The 19,222-nt window shown below is 67.3% G+C and carries 18 protein-coding genes; 12 read left to right on the top strand and 6 right to left on the bottom strand.

Going from position 1 to position 19,222, the window contains the following annotated elements; genetic code table 11:
* Nucleotides 1-1,212 precede the first annotated feature (1,212 nt).
* From ACGF7Y_RS17165 to ACGF7Y_RS17140, 6 genes are all read left to right on the top strand, one after another.
* On the top strand, nt 1,213-2,184 hold the full coding sequence (locus ACGF7Y_RS17165; RefSeq protein ID WP_393234646.1) for an acyl-ACP desaturase: 972 nt from the start codon (nt 1,213-1,215) through the stop codon (nt 2,182-2,184).
* Between the two features lie 150 nt (nt 2,185-2,334).
* Nucleotides 2,335-3,462, top strand: coding sequence for a tRNA dihydrouridine synthase DusB (gene dusB / locus ACGF7Y_RS17160; protein WP_393234686.1), 1,128 nt, complete (start codon nt 2,335-2,337; stop codon nt 3,460-3,462).
* Between the two features lie 160 nt (nt 3,463-3,622).
* Complete coding sequence (locus ACGF7Y_RS17155; RefSeq protein WP_393234643.1) at nt 3,623-5,947, top strand: LCP family protein; 2,325 nt, start codon at nt 3,623-3,625, stop codon at nt 5,945-5,947.
* Between the two features lie 180 nt (nt 5,948-6,127).
* Complete coding sequence (phoU, locus tag ACGF7Y_RS17150; RefSeq protein ID WP_063053652.1) at nt 6,128-6,790, top strand: phosphate signaling complex protein PhoU; 663 nt, start codon at nt 6,128-6,130, stop codon at nt 6,788-6,790.
* Nucleotides 6,791-6,909: 119 nt separating this feature from the next.
* Nucleotides 6,910-7,203 carry a type VII secretion target gene (locus tag ACGF7Y_RS17145; protein WP_040864751.1) on the top strand — a complete coding sequence of 98 codons (294 nt, stop codon included), beginning with the start codon at nt 6,910-6,912 and terminating at the stop codon, nt 7,201-7,203.
* A gap of 125 nt (nt 7,204-7,328) precedes the next feature.
* Complete coding sequence (locus tag ACGF7Y_RS17140) at nt 7,329-8,726, top strand: hypothetical protein (protein WP_393234640.1); 1,398 nt, start codon at nt 7,329-7,331, stop codon at nt 8,724-8,726.
* 101 nt (nt 8,727-8,827) lie between these two features.
* Here the strand turns inward: ACGF7Y_RS17140 and pstB are convergent, their stop codons facing one another.
* The 6 genes from pstB to ACGF7Y_RS17110 all read right to left on the bottom strand — a co-directional run bounded on the left by pstB (nt 8,828) and on the right by ACGF7Y_RS17110 (nt 14,737).
* The gene (pstB, locus tag ACGF7Y_RS17135) at nt 8,828-9,604 is read right to left on the bottom strand and encodes a phosphate ABC transporter ATP-binding protein PstB (RefSeq protein WP_039795034.1); all 777 of its coding nucleotides are present in this window, start codon (nt 9,602-9,604) and stop codon (nt 8,828-8,830) included.
* A 21-nt stretch (nt 9,605-9,625) separates the two neighbouring features.
* Entirely contained in the window at nt 9,626-10,528 is a 903-nt protein-coding gene (gene pstA / locus ACGF7Y_RS17130) for a phosphate ABC transporter permease PstA (protein ID WP_393234638.1), read from the bottom strand.
* Entirely contained in the window at nt 10,528-11,502 is a 975-nt protein-coding gene (gene pstC, locus ACGF7Y_RS17125; protein ID WP_393234635.1) for a phosphate ABC transporter permease subunit PstC, read from the bottom strand. Before pstC ends, pstA begins: the two co-directional genes overlap by 1 nt.
* Before the next feature lie 91 nt (nt 11,503-11,593).
* Nucleotides 11,594-12,706, bottom strand: coding sequence for a phosphate ABC transporter substrate-binding protein PstS (gene pstS / locus ACGF7Y_RS17120; protein ID WP_393234632.1), 1,113 nt, complete (start codon nt 12,704-12,706; stop codon nt 11,594-11,596).
* Nucleotides 12,707-12,947: 241 nt separating this feature from the next.
* Nucleotides 12,948-13,868: a mycothiol synthase gene (gene mshD, locus ACGF7Y_RS17115; RefSeq protein ID WP_393234630.1), complete on the bottom strand. Its 921-nt coding sequence runs from the start codon at nt 13,866-13,868 to the stop codon at nt 12,948-12,950.
* A 104-nt stretch (nt 13,869-13,972) separates the two neighbouring features.
* The gene (locus ACGF7Y_RS17110; protein ID WP_040864770.1) at nt 13,973-14,737 is read right to left on the bottom strand and encodes a response regulator transcription factor; all 765 of its coding nucleotides are present in this window, start codon (nt 14,735-14,737) and stop codon (nt 13,973-13,975) included.
* Nucleotides 14,738-15,031: 294 nt separating this feature from the next.
* On the opposite strand from ACGF7Y_RS17110, the gene ACGF7Y_RS17105 reads away from it, so the two are divergent.
* The 6 genes from ACGF7Y_RS17105 to ACGF7Y_RS17080 all read left to right on the top strand — a co-directional run bounded on the left by ACGF7Y_RS17105 (nt 15,032) and on the right by ACGF7Y_RS17080 (nt 19,119).
* Nucleotides 15,032-15,832: an LmeA family phospholipid-binding protein gene (locus tag ACGF7Y_RS17105; RefSeq protein WP_393234627.1), complete on the top strand. Its 801-nt coding sequence runs from the start codon at nt 15,032-15,034 to the stop codon at nt 15,830-15,832.
* Nucleotides 15,829-16,266, top strand: coding sequence for a thioredoxin family protein (locus tag ACGF7Y_RS17100; RefSeq protein ID WP_393234626.1), 438 nt, complete (start codon nt 15,829-15,831; stop codon nt 16,264-16,266). Before ACGF7Y_RS17105 ends, ACGF7Y_RS17100 begins: the two co-directional genes overlap by 4 nt.
* Before the next feature lie 287 nt (nt 16,267-16,553).
* The gene (locus ACGF7Y_RS17095; protein WP_393234623.1) at nt 16,554-17,048 is read left to right on the top strand and encodes a DUF4395 domain-containing protein; all 495 of its coding nucleotides are present in this window, start codon (nt 16,554-16,556) and stop codon (nt 17,046-17,048) included.
* Between the two features lie 29 nt (nt 17,049-17,077).
* Nucleotides 17,078-17,911 (top strand): sulfurtransferase, encoded by an 834-nt coding sequence (locus ACGF7Y_RS17090; RefSeq protein WP_393234621.1) that lies wholly within the window; start codon nt 17,078-17,080, stop codon nt 17,909-17,911.
* Nucleotides 17,912-17,916: 5 nt separating this feature from the next.
* Nucleotides 17,917-18,222, top strand: a complete 306-nt coding sequence (locus tag ACGF7Y_RS17085; RefSeq protein ID WP_040864741.1) for a DUF1416 domain-containing protein — start codon at nt 17,917-17,919, stop codon at nt 18,220-18,222.
* A gap of 189 nt (nt 18,223-18,411) precedes the next feature.
* Nucleotides 18,412-19,119 carry an FABP family protein gene (locus ACGF7Y_RS17080; protein WP_393234618.1) on the top strand — a complete coding sequence of 236 codons (708 nt, stop codon included), beginning with the start codon at nt 18,412-18,414 and terminating at the stop codon, nt 19,117-19,119.
* Nucleotides 19,120-19,222 lie beyond the last annotated feature (103 nt).

Raw genomic sequence — 19,222 nt, 5'->3', positions numbered from 1 at the left:
CACCACCCTCCCCCCCCCCCCCACATCTGTTTTTTTCTTACCCCACCTAATTTTACCCCCGGGGGGGGGGGCCCCCCCCCCCGGGGGGGCCCCCGGGGCCCCCCCCCCCCCCCCCCCCCCCCCCCGACCTGTTTCGCGGAGTTCTATGCGGTGAAGCACCGGTTATACCGGCCAGGACACGCCGCGTCGAGGCTCCGCTCTCCGATGTCGCGCACAATGCTTCGAGATCATCGGAGCCGAACTCGGCGCCTCGGCCGACAAGCCGTTCGACGACTCCTTTCCTTACGTCCTTATGCGGCGGAGAAGGTGGACCGCCATGCGAGGGATCGCGGACGCCTCGGCTGGAGAGCGGATACGACGAGACAGAGTCATAGGCCTGCCCACGACGTGGACCACGAGACGCCCAGTGCGACCGGTCGGATTGTGACAAAGGACATAGTCAATTCAGGGGCCGGTGCCGATCGCGCAGATCGCGACGCGCATCTCGGCGTGCATGCCGCCCTGTGCGGCCACGTGGTCGATCGCATTGGATGACCCGGCGACGCCGGGAAGCCGGTCCGGTGCGGCGGACTTCCGCTGTCCATATGCGCCGCCCGAGTTACAGAGGCGCTGGGTCGACAGAAGTATGCGTCGACAGAAGTAAGGGACCGTCCGAGTACGCGCGATCCACCGCAGACCGTGCCCGAAAGTACGCCGACGTGATTGTGCGGGGCCGGAGCAGGACAGGCGTCCACGCCCATGAGACAGGGATGGGTGGCGCTCGGGCGACGCATGCCGGTTTCGGCCACCGCGACTTGCTCGCCGCCCGACCGAGGCGATCGCCGGACCATGCGACGCGGGCTCCTGACCGTGGTCTTCCAGGAGACCGGCTCACCCGGGCGCAGGCAGGTGGGTTCGGCGCGCCATGTTCGACACGCGCGAGCGCTGGGTACTCGATTCATTGTCGGCGCGGCGGCGGATTGTGCGATTCCCCACCTCCCGCTAACGGCGCGAACCCCGCGTCGATAGTCCTCTCGTTCACAGGAAGAACCCATACACTCGTGTGGATCACTGAACGGCGAAGACGTCGTATGTGGTGGATCACCAGGGCATCGATCGTCTAACGGATGCGTTTCGCATCACACCTACGGTGCCGTAAGGTATGGCCGCAACGGTATCGGTCTACCTTGGGATGACCTGCACGACCGGAAGCACACACTGAAGGGTTCATACATGGCAAGGGATCTGACTCAACTCGAGCTTCTGACGGAGTTGGAGCCGGTTGCCGAAGAAAACGTCAACCGGCACCTCTCCATGGCAAAGGAATGGCATCCGCACGACTACGTCCCGTGGGACGACGGCCGCAATTTCGCGGCACTCGGTGGGGTGGACTGGGATCCGGAGCAGTCCCGGCTCAACGAGGTCGCGAAGGCTGCCATGGTCACCAATCTGCTCACCGAGGACAACCTGCCCTCCTATCACCGCGAGATCGCCGAGAATTTCTCTCAGGATGGCGCATGGGGCACCTGGGTGGGCCGCTGGACCGCCGAGGAGAACCGCCACGGCATCGTGATGCGGGACTACCTGGTAGTGACCCGCGGCGTCGATCCGGTCGCCCTCGAGGAAGCCAGGATGGTCCACATGACCAACGGCTTCGCCTCCCCTGCCGAAGCCGACGCGGGCTTCCTGCATTCCGTCGCGTACGTCACCTTCCAGGAACTCGCCACCCGGGTCAGCCACCGCAACACCGGCAAGGTCTGTGACGACCCGATCGCCGACCGCATGCTGCAGCGCGTCGCCGCCGACGAGAACTTGCACATGATCTTCTACCGCAACATGTGCGGCGCCGCCCTCGACCTGGCCCCTGACCAGGCCATCGAGGCGATCACCCTGATCCTGGAGAACTTCCAGATGCCGGGCGCCGGCATGCCCAACTTCCGCCGCAACGGCGTGCTGATGGCCAAGCACGGCATCTACGATCTGCGCCAGCACCTGGAAGAGGTCGTCCAGCCGGTGCTGAAGAAGTGGAACATCTTCGAGCGCAGCGACTTCACCGCCCGCGGCGAGGCGGTCCGTGAGCGCCTCGGCCTTTTCCTGGACAAGCTGAGCAAGGACGTCGTCAAGTTCGAGGAACAGCGGGACCGGATGCTGGCCCGCGAGGCCGCCAAGCGCGACCGTCAGATGGCGGGCAGCTCCGTAGGCTGAGCGCCCGGGATACAGCACGCCGCCGCCCCGGAGTCCGAGGGCGGCGGCGGTTGTATGAACGGCACGGTGCCGCGCCGCGCTACGACCCGCTCCGGCCGACTCACGTGCGGAAATGAGACACTGGTCGGCGTGACGATGACTACCGAGGCGATGGCGAAGCTGCGGATCGGGCCGTATCCGGTCGATCCGCCGGTCGTGCTCGCGCCGATGGCGGGCATCACGAATCTGGCGTTCCGCAAGTTGTGCCGGGAATTCGGCAGCCCTACCTCGATCTACGTGTGCGAGATGATCACCGCGCGAGCGGTGGTCGAGCGCAACGAGAAGACGCTGCACATGATGTCCTTCGATGCCGACGAACATCCCCGCTCGATGCAGCTCTACGGCGTCGACCCGGACACGCTCGGCGAAGCGGTGCGCATCATCGTCGGCGAGGGCTGGGCCGACCACATCGACCTCAACCTCGGCTGCCCCGTGCCCAAGGTCACCCGGCTCGGCGGCGGCGCCGCCCTGCCGTACAAGCGGACGCTGTTCCGGCACATCGTGCGCGCCATGGTGAGGGCTGCGGAACCGGCGGGGGTCCCGATCACCCTGAAGTTTCGCATCGGCATCGATGACGACCACCGCACCTATCTGGACGCGGGACGCATCGCGGAAGCCGAAGGCGCGCGGGCGGTCGCGTTGCACGCCCGCACGGCTGCGCAGCGCTACTCCGGCGAGGCCGACTGGACCGCGATCGCCCGGCTCAAAGAGGCCGTCACCTCGATCCCGGTCCTCGGCAACGGCGACATCTTCTCGGCGGACGACGCGGTCCGCATGATGGACGAGACCGGGTGCGACGGCGTGGTCGTCGGCCGCGGCTGCCTGGGCAGGCCGTGGCTGTTCGCCGAACTGCAGGCGGCGCTGCGCGGGGAGCCGCTGCCCGCCGCGCCCGATCTGGGCCGGGTCGGCGCCGTGCTGTACCGGCACGGGGCGCTGCTGTCCGAGCACCTCGGAGAGGACAAGGCCATGCGTGACCTGCGCAAGCACATGGCCTGGTATTTGATGGGCTTCCCGGTCGGCGCCGACCTACGTCGCGCGTTCGCCACCGTGGACAGCCTCGCTCGGCTGGAAGATCTTGTCGGGCAGCTCGATCCGACCGCGCCCTTCCCCAAGGACGCGGAGGGCCCACGCGGGCGTCAGGGCTCGCCGGGCAAGGTCGCGCTGCCGCACGGCTGGCTCGACGACCCGGACGATCCCGCGGTGCCACGCGCGGCCGATGTGATGCACAGTGGCGGCTGATCGGGCAACCGCGCAGCGAACGACGTGGCCGAAACAGCTGTGACCTGTTCGATTTCTCGGTGGGGTGGCCCCCCGTGGCGGAATCGTTATCATTGCGGAATCGGTGCCGCCGGTCGAGTGTGACCGAGCGGAAAAGCAGGACGAAAAGCGAGGTTCGTTGGTGGGTGACGATCGGCACGGGCGTTCGCCACGGCCCGGAGGTCGCGCCCCGTGGGAGCGGTATCCCGCGGCGGACAGCTCCGAAGGAGACGCCGCTCGCACGTCTCGTCGTTCACGCCATACCGACGCCACTCCGGACCAGAGTTCCGCGCCCCTGACGGTCCAGGATCTGGTCCAGCGGGTCGACAACGAACGCAGTGGCCGCCGAGGCCGTCGCGCCGAGCCCGCGCCGCCGGACCCGGGCGCCGCACCCAGCCGAGGACGCCGCGCGGAACCCACCCCGCCCGACCAGGCCGCCGCGCCCGGCCGAGGACGCCGTGCCGAGCCCGCGCCACCGGGTGCGGGTGCCCCGCAGAACCGGACGCGCCGCCCCGAGCCGGTACCGCCGCAGGCGGGCCACCCGCCGCAACGGGGCACCCGCGCCGAGCCGCCGCAGGAAGCTCCCCGGCACCCGGCCGATCCGCCCGCGAACCGGCCCGCCGCCGCCAACGGCCGAGGGGCCGCAGCCGGTCCCCGGCGTGCCCCCGATGCGCCGCCACGCCAGACCGGCAGCTCGCCGGTGGTCCAGGACATCACGGGCGCCACACCGGCCGCCCGTCCCGCGAACCGTCGCCCCGCCGAGCGCTCCGCTCCTGTAGCGCCGGTCGCGCGTCCCGAACCGGAGCAGGCCGAAGAGGTCACCGACATCCTTCCCCCGCTCGAAGAGCAGACGCGTGCCAAGCGCAAGGGCGTGGGCTGGCCCACCAAGGAGGGCAAGGACGCCAAGCCGAAGACGGTCGGCACCTCCGCACAGACCCGCCTGGAGGCCTCCCGGGAGCGCCGCAACAAGCGTCTGCGGGCCACGGGACGGGCGGGGGGCGCAGTGTGCGCCGTCGTCGCATTGCTGGTCACCGGCGGCGGCTGGAGCTACCTGCGGTCGACGACAGACGGCTTCACCCAGGTCAACGCCCTCGACGAGAACTCGGAGGACATCGTCGATTCCGGTGCTCAGCTCGGCGACGAGAACTACCTGCTCGTCGGCACCGACACCCGCGCAGGGGCCAACGGTCAGCTCGGCGCGGGCACTTTGGACGACGCCGAAGGCGCCCGTGCAGACACCACCATGCTGGTCCACATCCCTAAGGACCGGAGTCGGGTCGTCGTAGTATCCTTCCCGCGCGACCTGGACGTGACCAGGCCCCAGTGCAATGGATGGGACAACGAAAAAAACGCATACTCCGACGAGAAGTTCCCGTCGGCCATAGGCGACAAGCTCAACGCCGTCTACAACCTCGGCGGCCCGATGTGCCTCGTCTCCACGATTCAGCGCCTCACCGGCGCGTCGATCAATCACTTCATCGGCATCGACTTCGCCGGTTTCGAGTCGATGGTCAACCAAATCGATGGCGTCGAGGTCTGCGCGTCCAAGCCGCTCGTGGACGACGTGCTCGGCACCATCCTCGAACACCCGGGCAAACAGCGCATCGACGGCCAAACCGCCCTGAACTATGTGCGCGCCAGGCATGTCTACGGTGAGGAACGCAGCGACTACGACCGCATCAACCGGCAGCAACGCTTCCTCGCTTCGCTGCTGCGCGGCACGCTGTCCAGCAAGGTGCTGTTCAATCCGGGCAAGTTGAAGGGCTTCATCGACGCGTTCAGCAAGCACACCTGGGTCCAGAAGGTCGAACCCGACGACCTGCTGAGGTTGGGACGATCACTGCAGAAGATCGATGCCGGCGCGGTCACCTTCATCACCGTCCCGACTGCGGGCACCACCCCCTACGGCAACGAAATTCCCCGCGAATCCGACATCAAGGCGATCTTCAAGGCGATCCGCGACGATCAGCCACTGCCGGGCGAGAAGCCGACCGCCCAAGCGAACGCGCCCGTCCCCACCCAGGCCGCGGCGACACCGACGAAGTACCGGGCGGTGGACCCCTCCACCGTCTCGCTGCTGGTGTCCAATGGCTCCGGGGTCGAAGGTCTGGCGCGCACGGCCGCCACCAAGCTCGGCAACCAGGGCTTCACGATCTACAACACCGGAAATTATGCCAACGGCACTTCAGCGACGACGAAGGTCCGCTACGCCGCGGGCCTGGAAGCCGAGGCAGCCACCGTGGCCAGCTCCATTCCCGGCGCGACCATCGAGGCCGCCGACGATCTCGGCGGCATCGTCGAGGTCGTCATCGGAGGCGACTCGGCGAACGGCGTCGTCGTGAAGGCGCCGACGCCGGTGGGTGACGAGATCACCAACGTGGTGACGAGCACCCCGAAGGATTCGACGCCGACCGTACTGCCCTCGGACCTGGAACACGTCAACGCGGCCGAGGACATCTGCAAGTAGGGCCGGATACCCCGCGGCGAGCATGCGACGCAGGTCACAAATTGCCGCGATGTCGCCGTCCCGGGTCCGGCGAATTCCGGTTGTTGACCCGTCAAGGGCAACCGGCGCGCTAATGATGCACACCGGTCATTCACTCGGCGTTCGTGACTTGGTCAGCGTGGCGAACTAGGGTCAGGTTCCATGCGTGTCATCTACAACGAGCAAATGGCCGAGCTCGCCCACCTGCTGGGTGAGATGGCCGGCGTTGCCGGCTCGGCCATGGAGCGGGCGACCCAAGCCTTGCTCCAGGCGGACCTCGCCCTGGCGGAGCAGGTGATCGGTGAATCCGACCGGATCGCGGAGCTGATCCAGGACGCCGAGGAGAAGGCCTTCGCCCTGCTCGCGTTGCAGGCGCCGGTGGCAGGCGACCTGCGGCAAGTAGTGAGCACGATCCAGATCGTCGCCGACGTGAATCGGATGGGCGCGCTCGCGCTGCACGTAGCCAAGGTTGCACGCAGGCGTCATCCGAACCACGCGCTACCGGAAGCCGTCAACGGCTACTTCGCCGAGATGGGCCGCATCGCGGTGAACATGGGGGCCGGTGCGCGAGAGGTGCTGGAGACCCGCGACCCCGAGCGCGCGGCACAGCTGAACGAGGACGACGAGGCGATGGACGACCTGCATCGTCACCTCTTCACGCTGCTGATGGACCGTGAGTGGAAGTACGGCGTAGCCGCCGCCGTCGACGTCACACTGCTCGGCCGCTACTACGAGCGCTTCGCCGACCACGCCGTCGAAATCGGCCGGCGGGTCATCTTCCTGGTGACCGGCGTCCTCCCCCCTGACCCGGATGCCGAAGGGTAACCGAAAGGCTTGCCGGGCTTGACGTTTCGCGGGCGGTAAATGATAGATTTAGCCGCGCGGGGCGGGATTGCTCCGGTATAGCGTTACGCCGGAGGGGATCCGGTATGAAGGGGGGCGTCATGAACGTCGATCCAGCAGAGCTGCGCGCGTTGGCCGCGTCGATGGATCAAATCGGCGGCAATATCGGCGGTTTGACGGTGCGTACCACTACGGACGCGCTCGGTAATGTGCTGCCCGGTTCGGCATTGAGCGAAGTGTGCTCGGCGGCGGGTGCGAATGTCGAAGACGCGTGGCGGCGCATGGCCATGCGGTGTAAACGGATTTCCAACATCGCCAAAGGCGGCGCCGCGAACTACGAGGTGTCCGACCAGCAGTTTCGCGATGGCCTCGAGGCGATGGGCGCGCAGCTGTGAGGACGACGAATTCGACGCCCACGCTGAGTCAGGTCCGGTCGGAATGGCAACCGTGGAAACTGGGCGAAGCCGGAACGGAAATACGGACTCGCAATGGCGAATTCGTATCGCTGATCGATGAAACGGTGACGCAGATTCGTGCGGCAGGCGCGCATTGGAGTGGCGATGCCTATTACGCGGCCTACGACCGGATAGCCGGTGACCGCGACGCGGCGAACAAAGTGGCGCTGGATACCGAGGAACTCGCGCAGACGTTGATTGACAGCGGCACCAGTCTGGCCGGGTTCCGCCAAGCTTTGCTGGACAAGGTCGACCAGGCCGTCGCGGCGGGATTCACCGTCTCCGAGGACTGGCAGGTCACTCCAGGGCCGGACGTCGCGGACGACGACGGCGACTCGCAGTACACCCACCAAACCGCCGTCACCACGGCGCTGAACGAGCTGCTCGGCACCCAATCGGACGTCGCCACCAAGATCGAGCAGGCCAGCGGTAATGTGCGTGCCCGCAGTGACCAGCTCGGCGACGGTGACCCGCTCGACAGCGGCGAGCAGACGGATCCGACGCTCGCGGTGTACAGCCGGCAGTCCGATAGCAACACCGACGAGGACCCGACCGACCCTTCCACCACTCCCGCGGGCACGCCGCAGGCGAATCCGATCGCCGAGGAGCAGTCCACCGGCGAAGACGAGACCGATAAGTCGAAGTCGGGCGAGGACAAGAGCGACGACGGCGACAAGAGCACCGGCGAAGACAAGAGCACCGGCGAAGACAAGAGCAGCGGCAAGGACAAGAGCAGCGGCGAAGACAAGGGCGAGAAGAGCGACGACTCCAAGTCGTCCGGTTCCACCGGTCCCGCCGGCGACCCGAATTCCTGGACACCCTCGGATGTGACGAGTCTTATCACCGCGGTGGGCGGGATCACCGGAGATGTGCCGACGTTGATCGAGTCCGTCGGCAAGCTCGACGACGATCTCGACGACATCATCAAAGCGGGCGGCGAGGCGGGAAAGGGCCTGATCGACTCCGCAGGCTCGGCCGCGGAGAACTTCGCGAAGGCCGCCGATACGGTGATCACCAGCGTCGACCAGGCGGCCGACGGTACGCCCGCGGACTCACCGTCCACGAGTGAGCCCGCCAAAGACGGCACACCGGCAGCGGACAAAGCCTCCGACGATTCCACGACCGACCAGCCCTCCAAAGCCGATCCGAACGCGAAAGCCACCGATCCGAAGGCGGATGACCCGGCTTCGAAGGCCGACGACAGCAAGACCGGAAATCCGAATCCGGCGCAGGGCACGGAAACGAAGCCGGAGCAACAGCCTGCGTCCGTCCGGCAGGCGAGCTACACCGGTACCGAACCCGCCGCGCCCAGCAGCACTTCCGCGCCCAACTCACCGTCGACCGCGCCCGCGAGTACCGGTTTGCTCGGAGGACACATGGCGAATCGGCAATCGGATGCGGAACACACCCGTCGAGTAGAAGCGGCGCAGACGCCGCTGTTCGAGACACCGCCAGACCTGTAGATCAGCATTTCCTGTTCCGAATGGAGAAAGGCCCTGGGTAGCCGACTCGCTACCCAGGGCCTTCTTCTGACCGTGCCGATCGAAGCCGCTCGGCGGCCGGATCAGCCGAAACGGCCGGAGATGTAGTCTTCCGTGGCCTTCTGCGACGGATTGGAGAAGATCTTCTCGGTGTCGTCGATCTCGATCAGCTTGCCCGGCTTGCCCTGGGCCTCCAGGTTGAAGAAGCCGGTCTGGTCACTCACGCGCGCGGCCTGCTGCATGTTGTGGGTGACGATGACGATGGTGAATTCCTTCTTCAGCTCGGTGATCAGGTCCTCGATCGCCAGGGTGGAGATCGGGTCGAGCGCCGAGCAGGGCTCGTCCATGAGCAGCACGTCGGGCGACACGGCGATGGCGCGCGCGATGCACAGACGCTGCTGCTGACCGCCGGAGAGACCGCCGCCCGGCTTGTCAAGGCGGTCCTTCACCTCGTTCCACAGGTTGGCGCCGCGCAGCGAGCGCTCGGCCACCTCGTCGAGTTCCTTCTTGTTGCGCACGCCTTGCAGCTTCAGGCCCGCGACCACGTTGTCCTTGATGGACATGGTGGGAAACGGGTTGGGCCGCTGGAAGACCATGCCGATCGTGCGGCGCACGCCCACCGGGTCGACCTGGGTGCCGTAGATGTCCTCACCGTCGAGCAGCACCGCGCCCTCGACCCTGGCGTTCGGGGTTACCTCGTGCATGCGGTTGAGCGAACGCAGCACGGTGGACTTGCCACAACCCGAGGGACCGATGAAGGCGGTCACGCTGCGCGGCAGCACGGTCAGCGAGACATCGGACACGGCATGGAACTTGCCGTAGTAGATGTTCAGATCTTTGACGTCGATCCGCTTGGCCATTGTCGGTAATCCGTTCCGCTTCTATCGGTTCCGGGTGAGCAGGCGGTTGAGGACCGCAGCCGCGAGGTACAGGAAGGCGATGATGATGATGAGGGTCAAAGCCGCGCCCCAGACTCGCTCGCGTCCGGCGGCTTCGGGGTTGGCCAGCTCCTGGTAGATCAACAGCGGCAGCGACGCCATGTTGCCGTCGAAGATGTTCGTGTTGATCGACTTGCTGTAGCCGACCAGCACCAGCACGGGAGCGGTCTCGCCCATCACCCTGGCGATGGCGAGCAGGATGCCGCTGATCATGCCGGGCAGGGCGGTCGGCACCACGATCCGCACGATGGTCTTCCACTTCGGGATACCCAGCGCGTAGGACGCTTCGCGTAGTTCGTCGGGCACCAGTTTGAGCATTTCCTCGGTGCTGCGCACGACCACCGGCAGCATGAGCAGCACCAACGCCAGGGACACCGCGAGCGAGCTCTGCGGGAACCCGAGCGTCGCGATCCACAGCGCGAAGATGAACAGCGCCGCGACGATCGACGGCACGCCGGCCAGGATGTCGACCATGAAGGTCGTGGTCTTGGCCAGCACGCCACGGCCGTACTCGACCAGGTACACCGCGGCCATGATGCCGAGCGGCACCGCGATGACCGTCGCGACCAGCGACTGGGCGATGGTGCCGTAGATGGCGTGGTAGACGCCGCCCGCGACCTGATTGGGCAGCACGCCCTTCAGCGAGTTCTGCCACCAGTTGGCCCGGACCACGGCGCTGAAGCCCTTGGTGATCACCATGATCAGGACCCACGCCAGTGGCACGAGCGCGATGCCGAACGCCAGCCAGACCAACCCGGTCGCGAGGTTGTTTCGAATCCGGCGCGACAGGCTCACGTCCCGGAAGGTGGGCGGCTTGATCGGCCGGTCCAGAGTCGAGGTGGTCATCACCCGTTCACCCTTCCGCCCGCGGCGAGTCGAGCCAGCGCATTCACGACGAAGGTCAGCGCGAACAGGACGAAGCCCGCCGCGATGTACGCGCCGGTCGGCAGCGGAGCGCTGAACTCCGCCGCGGCCGAGGCGATTTTGGAGGCGAAGGTGTAGCCGCCGTCGAACACCGACCACTGTCCCGGCTGCGCGGCCGTCTTCAGCACGATCAGCACGGCGATCGTCTCGCCGAGCGCACGGCCGAGGCCGAGCATTGCGCCCGCGATCATGCCGCTGCGGCCGTACGGCAGCACCGTCATCCGCACGACTTCCCATTTCGTCGCGCCGAGCGCCTGCGCCGCCTCGATGTGGGCGCGCGGGGTGAGGTTGAACACCTCACGGCTGACCGACGTGATGATCGGCAGGATCATCACCGCGAGCACGACGCCCGCGGTGAAGATCGTGCCGCCGCTGGCCAGCGGGATATTGCCGTCCGAGAACAGGAACAGCCATCCCAGGTTGTCGTTCAGGAAGGTCTGGACCGGCTCCAGTTGCGGAGCGAGCACCAGGATTCCCCAGAGACCGAACACGATCGAGGGCACCGCCGCGAGCAGATCGACGACCACCGAGAACGGCCGCGCCAGCGTCTTCGGCGCGTAGTGCGTCAGAAACAGCGCGATGCCGATGCCGATCGGAACGGCGAGCACCAGTGCGAAGATCGAACTCAGCACCGTGACCATGAACAGGTCCCGGATGCCGAACCGCAGGTGGTTGGCGTCCGAGGTGTTGAAGTCGGTGCTGGTGAAGAAGTTCGCCTCGTTCGCCAGCACCGACGGCACCGCTCGGATGAGCAGGAACAGTGCGATCAGCGCGATGGCGGCGACGATGATCGCACCGGCCGCCGTCGCCAGGGAGCGGAAGATGATCTCCGCTCGCTGGCTGTGCTGCGGACGGGCCCTCTTCGCGGCCGGATCGTTGCTCGGCTTGCTCGGCATGAGCGCAGTATCTCCGCCTGCTCGCTGGTCGGTCGAATCCGACGGACCAGCGGCGGCAACCTCGTCGTGCACGGTCATGTGGGGACTGCTATCAGGAGATGGCGTTGATGGCGGTGGTCAGCTTGGTCTTGAACTGCTCCGGGATCGGGATGTACCCGGCCTCGTCCAAGCCCTGCTGGCCGTTGGTGACCGCCGAGGTGAGGAAGGCCTTGACCGCCTTCGACGTGGCGGCGTCGGAGTACTTCGAGCACACGATCTCGTAGGTCGGCATGACGATCGGGTACGCGCCCGCCACCGACGGCTTGTAGAACGAGGAGGTGTCGATGACCAGGTCGTTGCCTTGGCCGGAGATCTTCGCAGACTCGATCGCCTTGCTCGCCGACGCGACGCTCAGCGTCACCGGGTCCTTGCTCGCCGAGGTGATGATGCGCGCGATCGACAGGTTCTGCGCCTTCGCGAAGGACCACTCGTTGTAGGTGATCGAGTTCTTGGTGGTCTTCACCGCGCCCGAGGTGCCCTCGTTGCCCTTCGAGCCCGCGCCGACGCCACCGTTGAAGGCCTTGCCCGCGCCCTTGCCCCAGGCGCCGTCGGAGGCGGAGTCCAGGTAGAGCTGGAAGTTGTCGGTGGTGCCCGACTCGTCGCTGCGGAAGATCACGGCGATCGGCTCGGACGGCAGCTTGGCGTTCGGGTTCAGCGCCTTGATCTCCGGGGCATCCCAGGTTGTCACGGAGCCGTTGAAGATCTTGGCGGCGGTCGGGCCGTCCAGCGCGAGATCGGCGACGCCATCGATGTTGTAGGTGATCGCGACCGGGCCGAACACGGTCGGCAGGTTCCACGCGGGCGAGGCGCAGCGGTCGGCGGCCTTCTTCGGCTCGTCCTTCTTCGCGCTCAGCGGCGAGTCGGAGCCACCGAAATCGGTCTGGGCACCGAGGAATTCGCTAACACCGGCACCGGAGCCGCTGGAGGTGTAGTTGAGCGTGGAACCGTCGCAGTTCTTCTCGTACGCGGCGATGAAGCGCTCCATCGCGTTCTTCTGCGCCGAGGAACCGCTGGCCTTGAGGGCCTCCTTGCCGCCGCAGGCGACGTCGACCTTCGCCACGTTGCTCGAGTCGGTCGCGGTGTTGTCGTCGCTGCCACAGGCGGCCAACGTCATGGCGCCGACGGCCAGCACGCCGACGAGGGCGCTGCTGCGCTTGAGATTCACTATTCCTCCGGAAGGGCGTCCAACTCGTCCGGTCCCTCACCGGCCCGGACGGGTGCTGTGGTGCTGTTCGCGGGGAACTTGCGCACCAGGCAGCAGTGTGCTGCCCTCACTCAACCTAAAGTCACGTGGTTGACAGTTGGACCGACCTGAGTGAACGGAGAGTGAACAGCCCGGCGCGATTGCACCCGGTAGATGTGACGTTTGCCCCAGTTTTACTCGCGGACACCCGTTCTGCCGTCTGTTATTCAGCATCCGCCGCGGCGTAGGCGACGTCGACGTGTGCGGGGGCGAATCCGAGCCGGGTATAGGTTCGCACCGCGGCCGCATTGTCGGCCTCGGTGTAGAGCAACACCTCGGCCAAGCCGCGGTCACGCAGGTGACGCAAACCGGCGAGAGTGAGCAGACGACCGAGCCCACGCCCCTGCGCCGCCGGATCGATACCGACCACGTAGACCTCACCGAGCGGCGGATTCTCCGCGTGATGCACCTTGGTCCAGTGGAATCCGAGCAAACGGCCAGGCGCGGCCGGGTCGAATGCCAAGAACAGGCCCGCCGGATCGAACCACGACTCGGCGCGGCGGAGTTCGATGTCACGCCGGGTCCACCCGCCCTGTTCGGGATGCCAGGCGAAGGCCGCACTGTTCACCCGCAGCAATTCCGCGTCGTCGGCGGGGCCCGCGTAGGTGCGCAACACGATGTCGTCCGGCACGCTCAATTCCGGTAGCTCAGAAGTTGCCAACGACCGTCGCATCTGCCAGAGCTCACGCGCGGTCCGCAACCCGAGCCGCGCGGCGACGGCTTTGGCCGCCGGCCGGTCACCGTGCGCCCAGACCCGCGCGTCCGGACCACCCTCGGCCAGAGCGTCCTGGACCAGAGCGGCGCCGACCCCGTGGCCGCGCTGCGACGGATCGACCGCGACCTCGGCCATCGCGGGATGGTCGCCGTGCGCGGGAACGAGATTCGCGTAGCCCGCGATCGCGCCGTCGCGCCGAGCGAGCAGATGGCGTGCTCCGGTGTGGTCGCCCGAGGTGAGCGACAGCACGGCCTGTTCCGAGACCGGGGCGACCCCGTCGGCCGCGGTCGCACGCGCCAGCAGATCGGTGATCGCCTGCGCGGTGTCCGCATCGAGACGATCGGTCCACTGTGTTGTCACGCCGCTCATCGGCCTCCGTTCATCGAGCCCAGCGGACTCCGCTCGGAGTCCGCCCTTGGCAACGTCGTAGGGGCGGGCGGCATTTCGGAGTCCGTTGCGCGAGCCGCCGGGAATTACTGCGCGGAGCCGTTGACCGGCGTGAGCGGGGAGTCGTCGGTGCCCTCGTTGTCCTCGTCCGGGAAGCTCACCTGCTCGCCCTTGGCCGCCGCGCGCGACGGGCGCACGGCCTTGTAACCGACATTGCGCACCGTGCCGATCAGCGATTCGTATTCGGTGCCGAGTTTGGCGCGCAAGCGCCGCACGTGCACGTCCACGGTGCGGGTGCCGCCGAAGAAGTCGTAACCCCACACCTCCTGCAACAGCTGTGCGCGGGTGAACACCCGGCCCGCGTGCTGCGCGAGATACTTCAGCAGCTCGAACTCCTTGTAGGTGAGGTCGAGCGGGCGGCCGCGCAACCGCGCGGTGTAGGTGCCCTCATCGATCACCAGCTCGCCGAGCGTGATCTTGCCGGTGTTCTCCGGGCTTGCCACGCCGCCGTTGCGCCCGACCAGCAGCCGCAATCTGGCGTCGAGTTCGGCGGGGCCGGTACCGGGCAGCAGGATGTCGTCGAGCCCCCAGTCCGCGTTCACCGCGACCAGGCCGCCCTCGGTGAGCACCGCGACGACCGGCACCGAGGACCCGGTGCTGCCGAGCAAGCGGCACAGGCCACGGGCCGCGGCCAAGTCGGTTCTCGCGTCCACCAACGCGACGTCCGCGGTGCCTGCCTCGAGCAGTGACGCCACTTCCGTCGGCGCGGGGCGCACGTTGTGCGCGAGCAACGCAAGCGAGGGCAACACCGACTCGGGGTTGGGGTCGGAGGTAAGCAGGAGCAGCTCCACAGGCCCTCCTCCCATCTCGTAGCCACGCGGATGCGGCAGCACCGCCGCGGCCGCGTCGCTAATCACAGGTAATCGGATGCAAGATTAGCGCGTAACAAGGCATGACCACGCATTCCGGGGTCCACGACCGCACCGGAGGACACCCGCGAGCCCGGCTCGGGCCAACCGATATGGTGCGTACATGGGTTACGTACCGGGCAAGCCCGCCACCGGCGGGGCGCCCGGCGCGGCAGCCGAACGCGCGCCGCGCGGCTACCGGCCGCCGCGGCCCGAGACCCGGAGAGACGGGGGAGCATGCGCAAGCTGATCATCGGCCTGCTGTGTCTGGCGGGTTTCGCCGTCGTCGTCGACTTCAGCACCGCGGCCTATTCGGAATATCGCGTGTCCCGCGCGCTGCGCGACGGCGCCGATCTCACCGCCGATCCCGAGGTGACGATTCACGGTTTCCCCTTCCTCGGCCAGGCTTGGGACAGCCGCTACGACCACGTGGAGATCCGGGCGCGCGCGAAGCGCGCGGACATCCCCGGCGAAACCGCGCTGGAGGCGACGCTGACGGGAGTGCGGCTCCCGGTCGGCGAACTCGTCGACGGCAGCCTGCGCGGCGTCCCCGTGGAGCGAGTGGACAGCAGGTTGCGGGTGGAGCCGACCGAACTCGGCAGGCTGTTCACCATCCCCGATCTGCAGGTGCATTCGCGGCCGGCGGACAAGTCCGACGGGACCGGCGGATCGGGTGGTTCCGGCATGACCACCACGGGCGCGCTGGTGCTCACCGGCACCCTGCCCGAGACGCCCGGCGCGCAGTACAGCGGCGAAAAAGTGAGCGTGCAGGCCGATCTGTCGCTCGACGGCGATCAGGTGAAGATCGTGGCGACGGGTTTCTATCGCGGCCCGCCCGGCACCGACACCATGCCTGTGGCGGTGATCACCGAGGCCGATCGTCCCGCGGTGCTGGCCCGGTTCACCCGTACCATCGATACCAAGGAGTTGCCGTTCGGCGTCCGGCCCACCAAGGTCTCCGCCCAGGGCGGTCAGATCGTCGTGGAGGGCAAGGGCGTGAACGTCACGATCGACCTCGACCGATTGCAGCGACCATGATCCAAGTCACCATCCTGGCAGTCGTCCTGCTCGCCGCGCTTGCGGTGGGCATCCTGCTGCGCCGCCGCGAAGGCAAGGTACGCGCGGCCGACGGCATCGACCTGTCCGACCGCGCGGATCTGCTGGCGGCCGTCGGGGTGACCGGCGACGGTCCCGCGGTCCTGCATTTCTCCGCCGAATGGTGCGGACCGTGCGACGCGGTTCGCCGGGTGGTTGCCAATGTCACCGACCAGCTCGCGGGATCGCCGCAGCCGCCTCAGGACATCGAGGTGGACATCGACGCCGAGCCAGCTCTCGCGCGGGAGTTGAACGTGCTGTCGCTGCCCACCACGTTCGTCTTCGACACCGCGGGCAGGGAACGGTTCCGCATTTCCGGCGTGCCCAAGGCCACCGATCTGCAGTCCGCGCTGGAGCCGCTGACCGCAGCGGCCTGAGCTGCGACGACAAGTCCCCTCGACGGATGTGATCCACCCCGGGTCCAATTCCCCCGCCGAATTGGGTAAACTGCTGACGTGCTTTCCAACCACGAGCTGATGCTCACCCGACGCCGCACAGTGGATCTGTGTCGGCTCGGTGGTTGTTGCTGCCTGTGCCGCTGATCGGTCGGCTTCCCCGGATTTCCTGACGCCGACCCCTGTTCGCCGCGCGAGTGATCTCACGATCCCCCGGCGAATTGGCAAATCTTCAGTCATCGGACTTTCCCAGCGCAGGAGTACGCACAATGTCCACCCAGATCCGTAACAGTTCCGGAACGCTACCCACTACCGCAGACAAGGTCGATGTCCGCGGCCCGCGCTTCGCCGCATGGGTGACCACCGGCGTCCTCGTGGTCGTCCTGCTCGCCGCCGCGTTCTCGCCCGGCGCGGCCGCGATCCTGATCGCCCTGCAGGCGGTCGTCTTCGCGATCGGCGCGGCCCTCGGCCCGCGCCGGCATCCGTATGGCCGGATCTACGCGGCATTCGTCGCGCCGCGCCTGGCGCCGACCAGTACGACCGAACCGACGGCGCCGCTGCGGTTCGCGCAGCTGCTCGGTTTCGTCTTCGCGGCCGTCAGCCTGCTGGGCTTCGCGCTCGGCTCCACAGTCGTCGGCGCGGTGTTCGCCGGCTTTGCCCTGTTCGCGGCGTTCCTGAACGCGGCGTTCGGGATCTGCCTGGGTTGCCAGATCTACCCGCTGGTCGCCCGTCTCCGCCGGAGCCCGTCACCGGCATCGAACTGACCCTGCTCGTCATCTCTGAAAGGAAAACAATGGCTCGCTCCGATGTCCTGGTCTCCGTTGACTGGGCCGAAGAGAACCTCAACGCCCCCGGCGTCGTCTTCGTCGAGGTCGACGAGGACACCTCCGCCTACGACGGTGGGCACATCGAGGGTGCCGTCCGGCTCGACTGGAAGAAGGACCTGCAGGATCAGGTTCGTCGCGACTTCGTGAACCAGGAGCAGTTCTCCGATCTGCTCTCGGCCCGCGGCATCTCGAACGACGACGAGGTCATCCTGTACGGCGGCAACAACAACTGGTTCGCCGCGTACGCCTACTGGTACTTCAAGCTGTACGGCCACAACAACGTCAAGCTGCTCGACGGTGGCCGTAAGAAGTGGGAGCTCGACGGCCGTCCGCTGTCCACCGAGGCGGTGAACCGGCCCGCCACGCAGTACAAGGCGTCGGCGCCCGACCTGTCCATCCGCGCCTTCCGCGACGAGGTCATCGCGGCCATCGGCGCCAAGAACCTGGTCGACGTGCGTTCGCCCGACGAGTTCACCGGCAAGATCCTGGCGCCCGCCCACCTCCCGCAGGAGCAGAGTCAGCGTCCCGGCCACATCCCCGGCGCCATCAACGTGCCGTGGAGCAAGGCCGCGAACGAGGACGGCACCTTCAAGTCCGATGCCGAGCTGACCGAGATCTACAAGGAAGCCGGCCTGGACGGCGAGAAGGAGACCATCGCCTACTGCCGGATCGGCGAGCGCTCCTCGCACACCTGGTTCGTGCTGCAGGAACTGCTCGGCCACCAGAACGTCAAGAACTACGACGGCAGCTGGACCGAGTACGGCTCGCTCGTCGGCGCTCCGATCGAGTTGGGAGAGTAAGAGATATGTGTGCAGCACCTACCCAGGGTCAGGCCATCCCGGCCGGTGTCGACGTGGAGAAGGAAACGGTCATCACCGGCCGTGTCCTGAGCGCCGACGGCCAGCCGGTGGGCGGGGCGTTCGTGCGCCTGCTCGACGGCAACGGTGATTTCACCGCCGAGGTCGTCGCGTCGGGCACCGGTGACTTCCGGTTCTTCGCGGCTCCCGGCTCGTGGACCGTCCGTGCGCTCTCCTCGGCGGGCAACGGCTCGGCCGAGGTGCGCCCCGAGGGCGCGGGCATCCACTCGGTCGACGTCACGGTCGCCAAGTAAGACGCCACACCGGTCGAACGGCCCCGGTCGCTTTCCGCTCCGCGGAAGCACCGGGGCCGTTTGCGTGCCGCGACGAGGGGGTCGTTAGACTCGGATCGTGGTCCTCTTCTTCGAGATTCTGCTGGTGGCCGTGGCCGTTCTGATCGGCTGGTTCGGCCTCTACGTCTTCTACCGGCTGTTCACCGAATCATGAGCGAACTCGCGAGCGAAGGTTCCAACCCGGCCGAGCGAGCGAGTGAACAACTGAACGGAACCGCTCCGGCCGATTCCGCCGGTCGCCGCAGCGGTGACCAGGCCGTGGCCGACGCCGCCGAACGGGCGAGATCGACCGGCGCGCGAAACATCCCGGTCCTACCGGATCTTCCGCTGCCCGAGGACACCGCCAATCTGCGCCTCGGCCCGGATCTGAGCGCCTCGATGCTCGCGCTGCTCCCGCTGGTGGGCGTGTGGCGCGGCGAGGGCGAGGGCAACGACCCCGAGCGCGGGGACTACCGGTTCGGCCAGCAGATCGTCGTCTCGCACGACGGTGGCGACTACCTGGCCTGGGAATCCCGGTCCTGGGTGATCGAGGCCGACGGCGACTACGGCGGCCCCGACCTGCGGGAGAGCGGCTTCTGGCGGGTCGGCATCGACGGCAACGACGAGGTCATCGAATTGCTGCTGTCGCACAGCAGCGGCATCGTCGAGCTGTTCTACGGCCAGGCGCTGACCCAGTCGTCCTGGGAACTGGCCACCGACGTGGTGATCCGCAGCCAATCAGGCATCGTCGTGGGCGGCGCCAAGCGCCTCTACGGCATCGTCGAAGGTGGCGATCTGGCCTACGTCGAGGAACGCGTCGTAGCCGACGGCCCCCTCGAACCTCGCCTCTCGGCCCGCCTCCAGCGCTACATCGGCTGAGTCGACGCGACAGCTGGTCTCGAAAGAACACGAGTAACCCATCGGGTACGCCCGAGACTCCCCACGCCCGGACGTGGGACCTGTGATCAACCCGAACGACCCA

This window comes from Nocardia sp. NPDC047654, assembly GCF_043205035.1.
Taxonomy (GTDB): Bacteria; Actinomycetota; Actinomycetes; order Mycobacteriales; family Mycobacteriaceae; genus Nocardia.
Note: the sequence above shows the minus strand (reverse complement) of the source record. Positions and strands in the feature narration are given on the sequence as shown.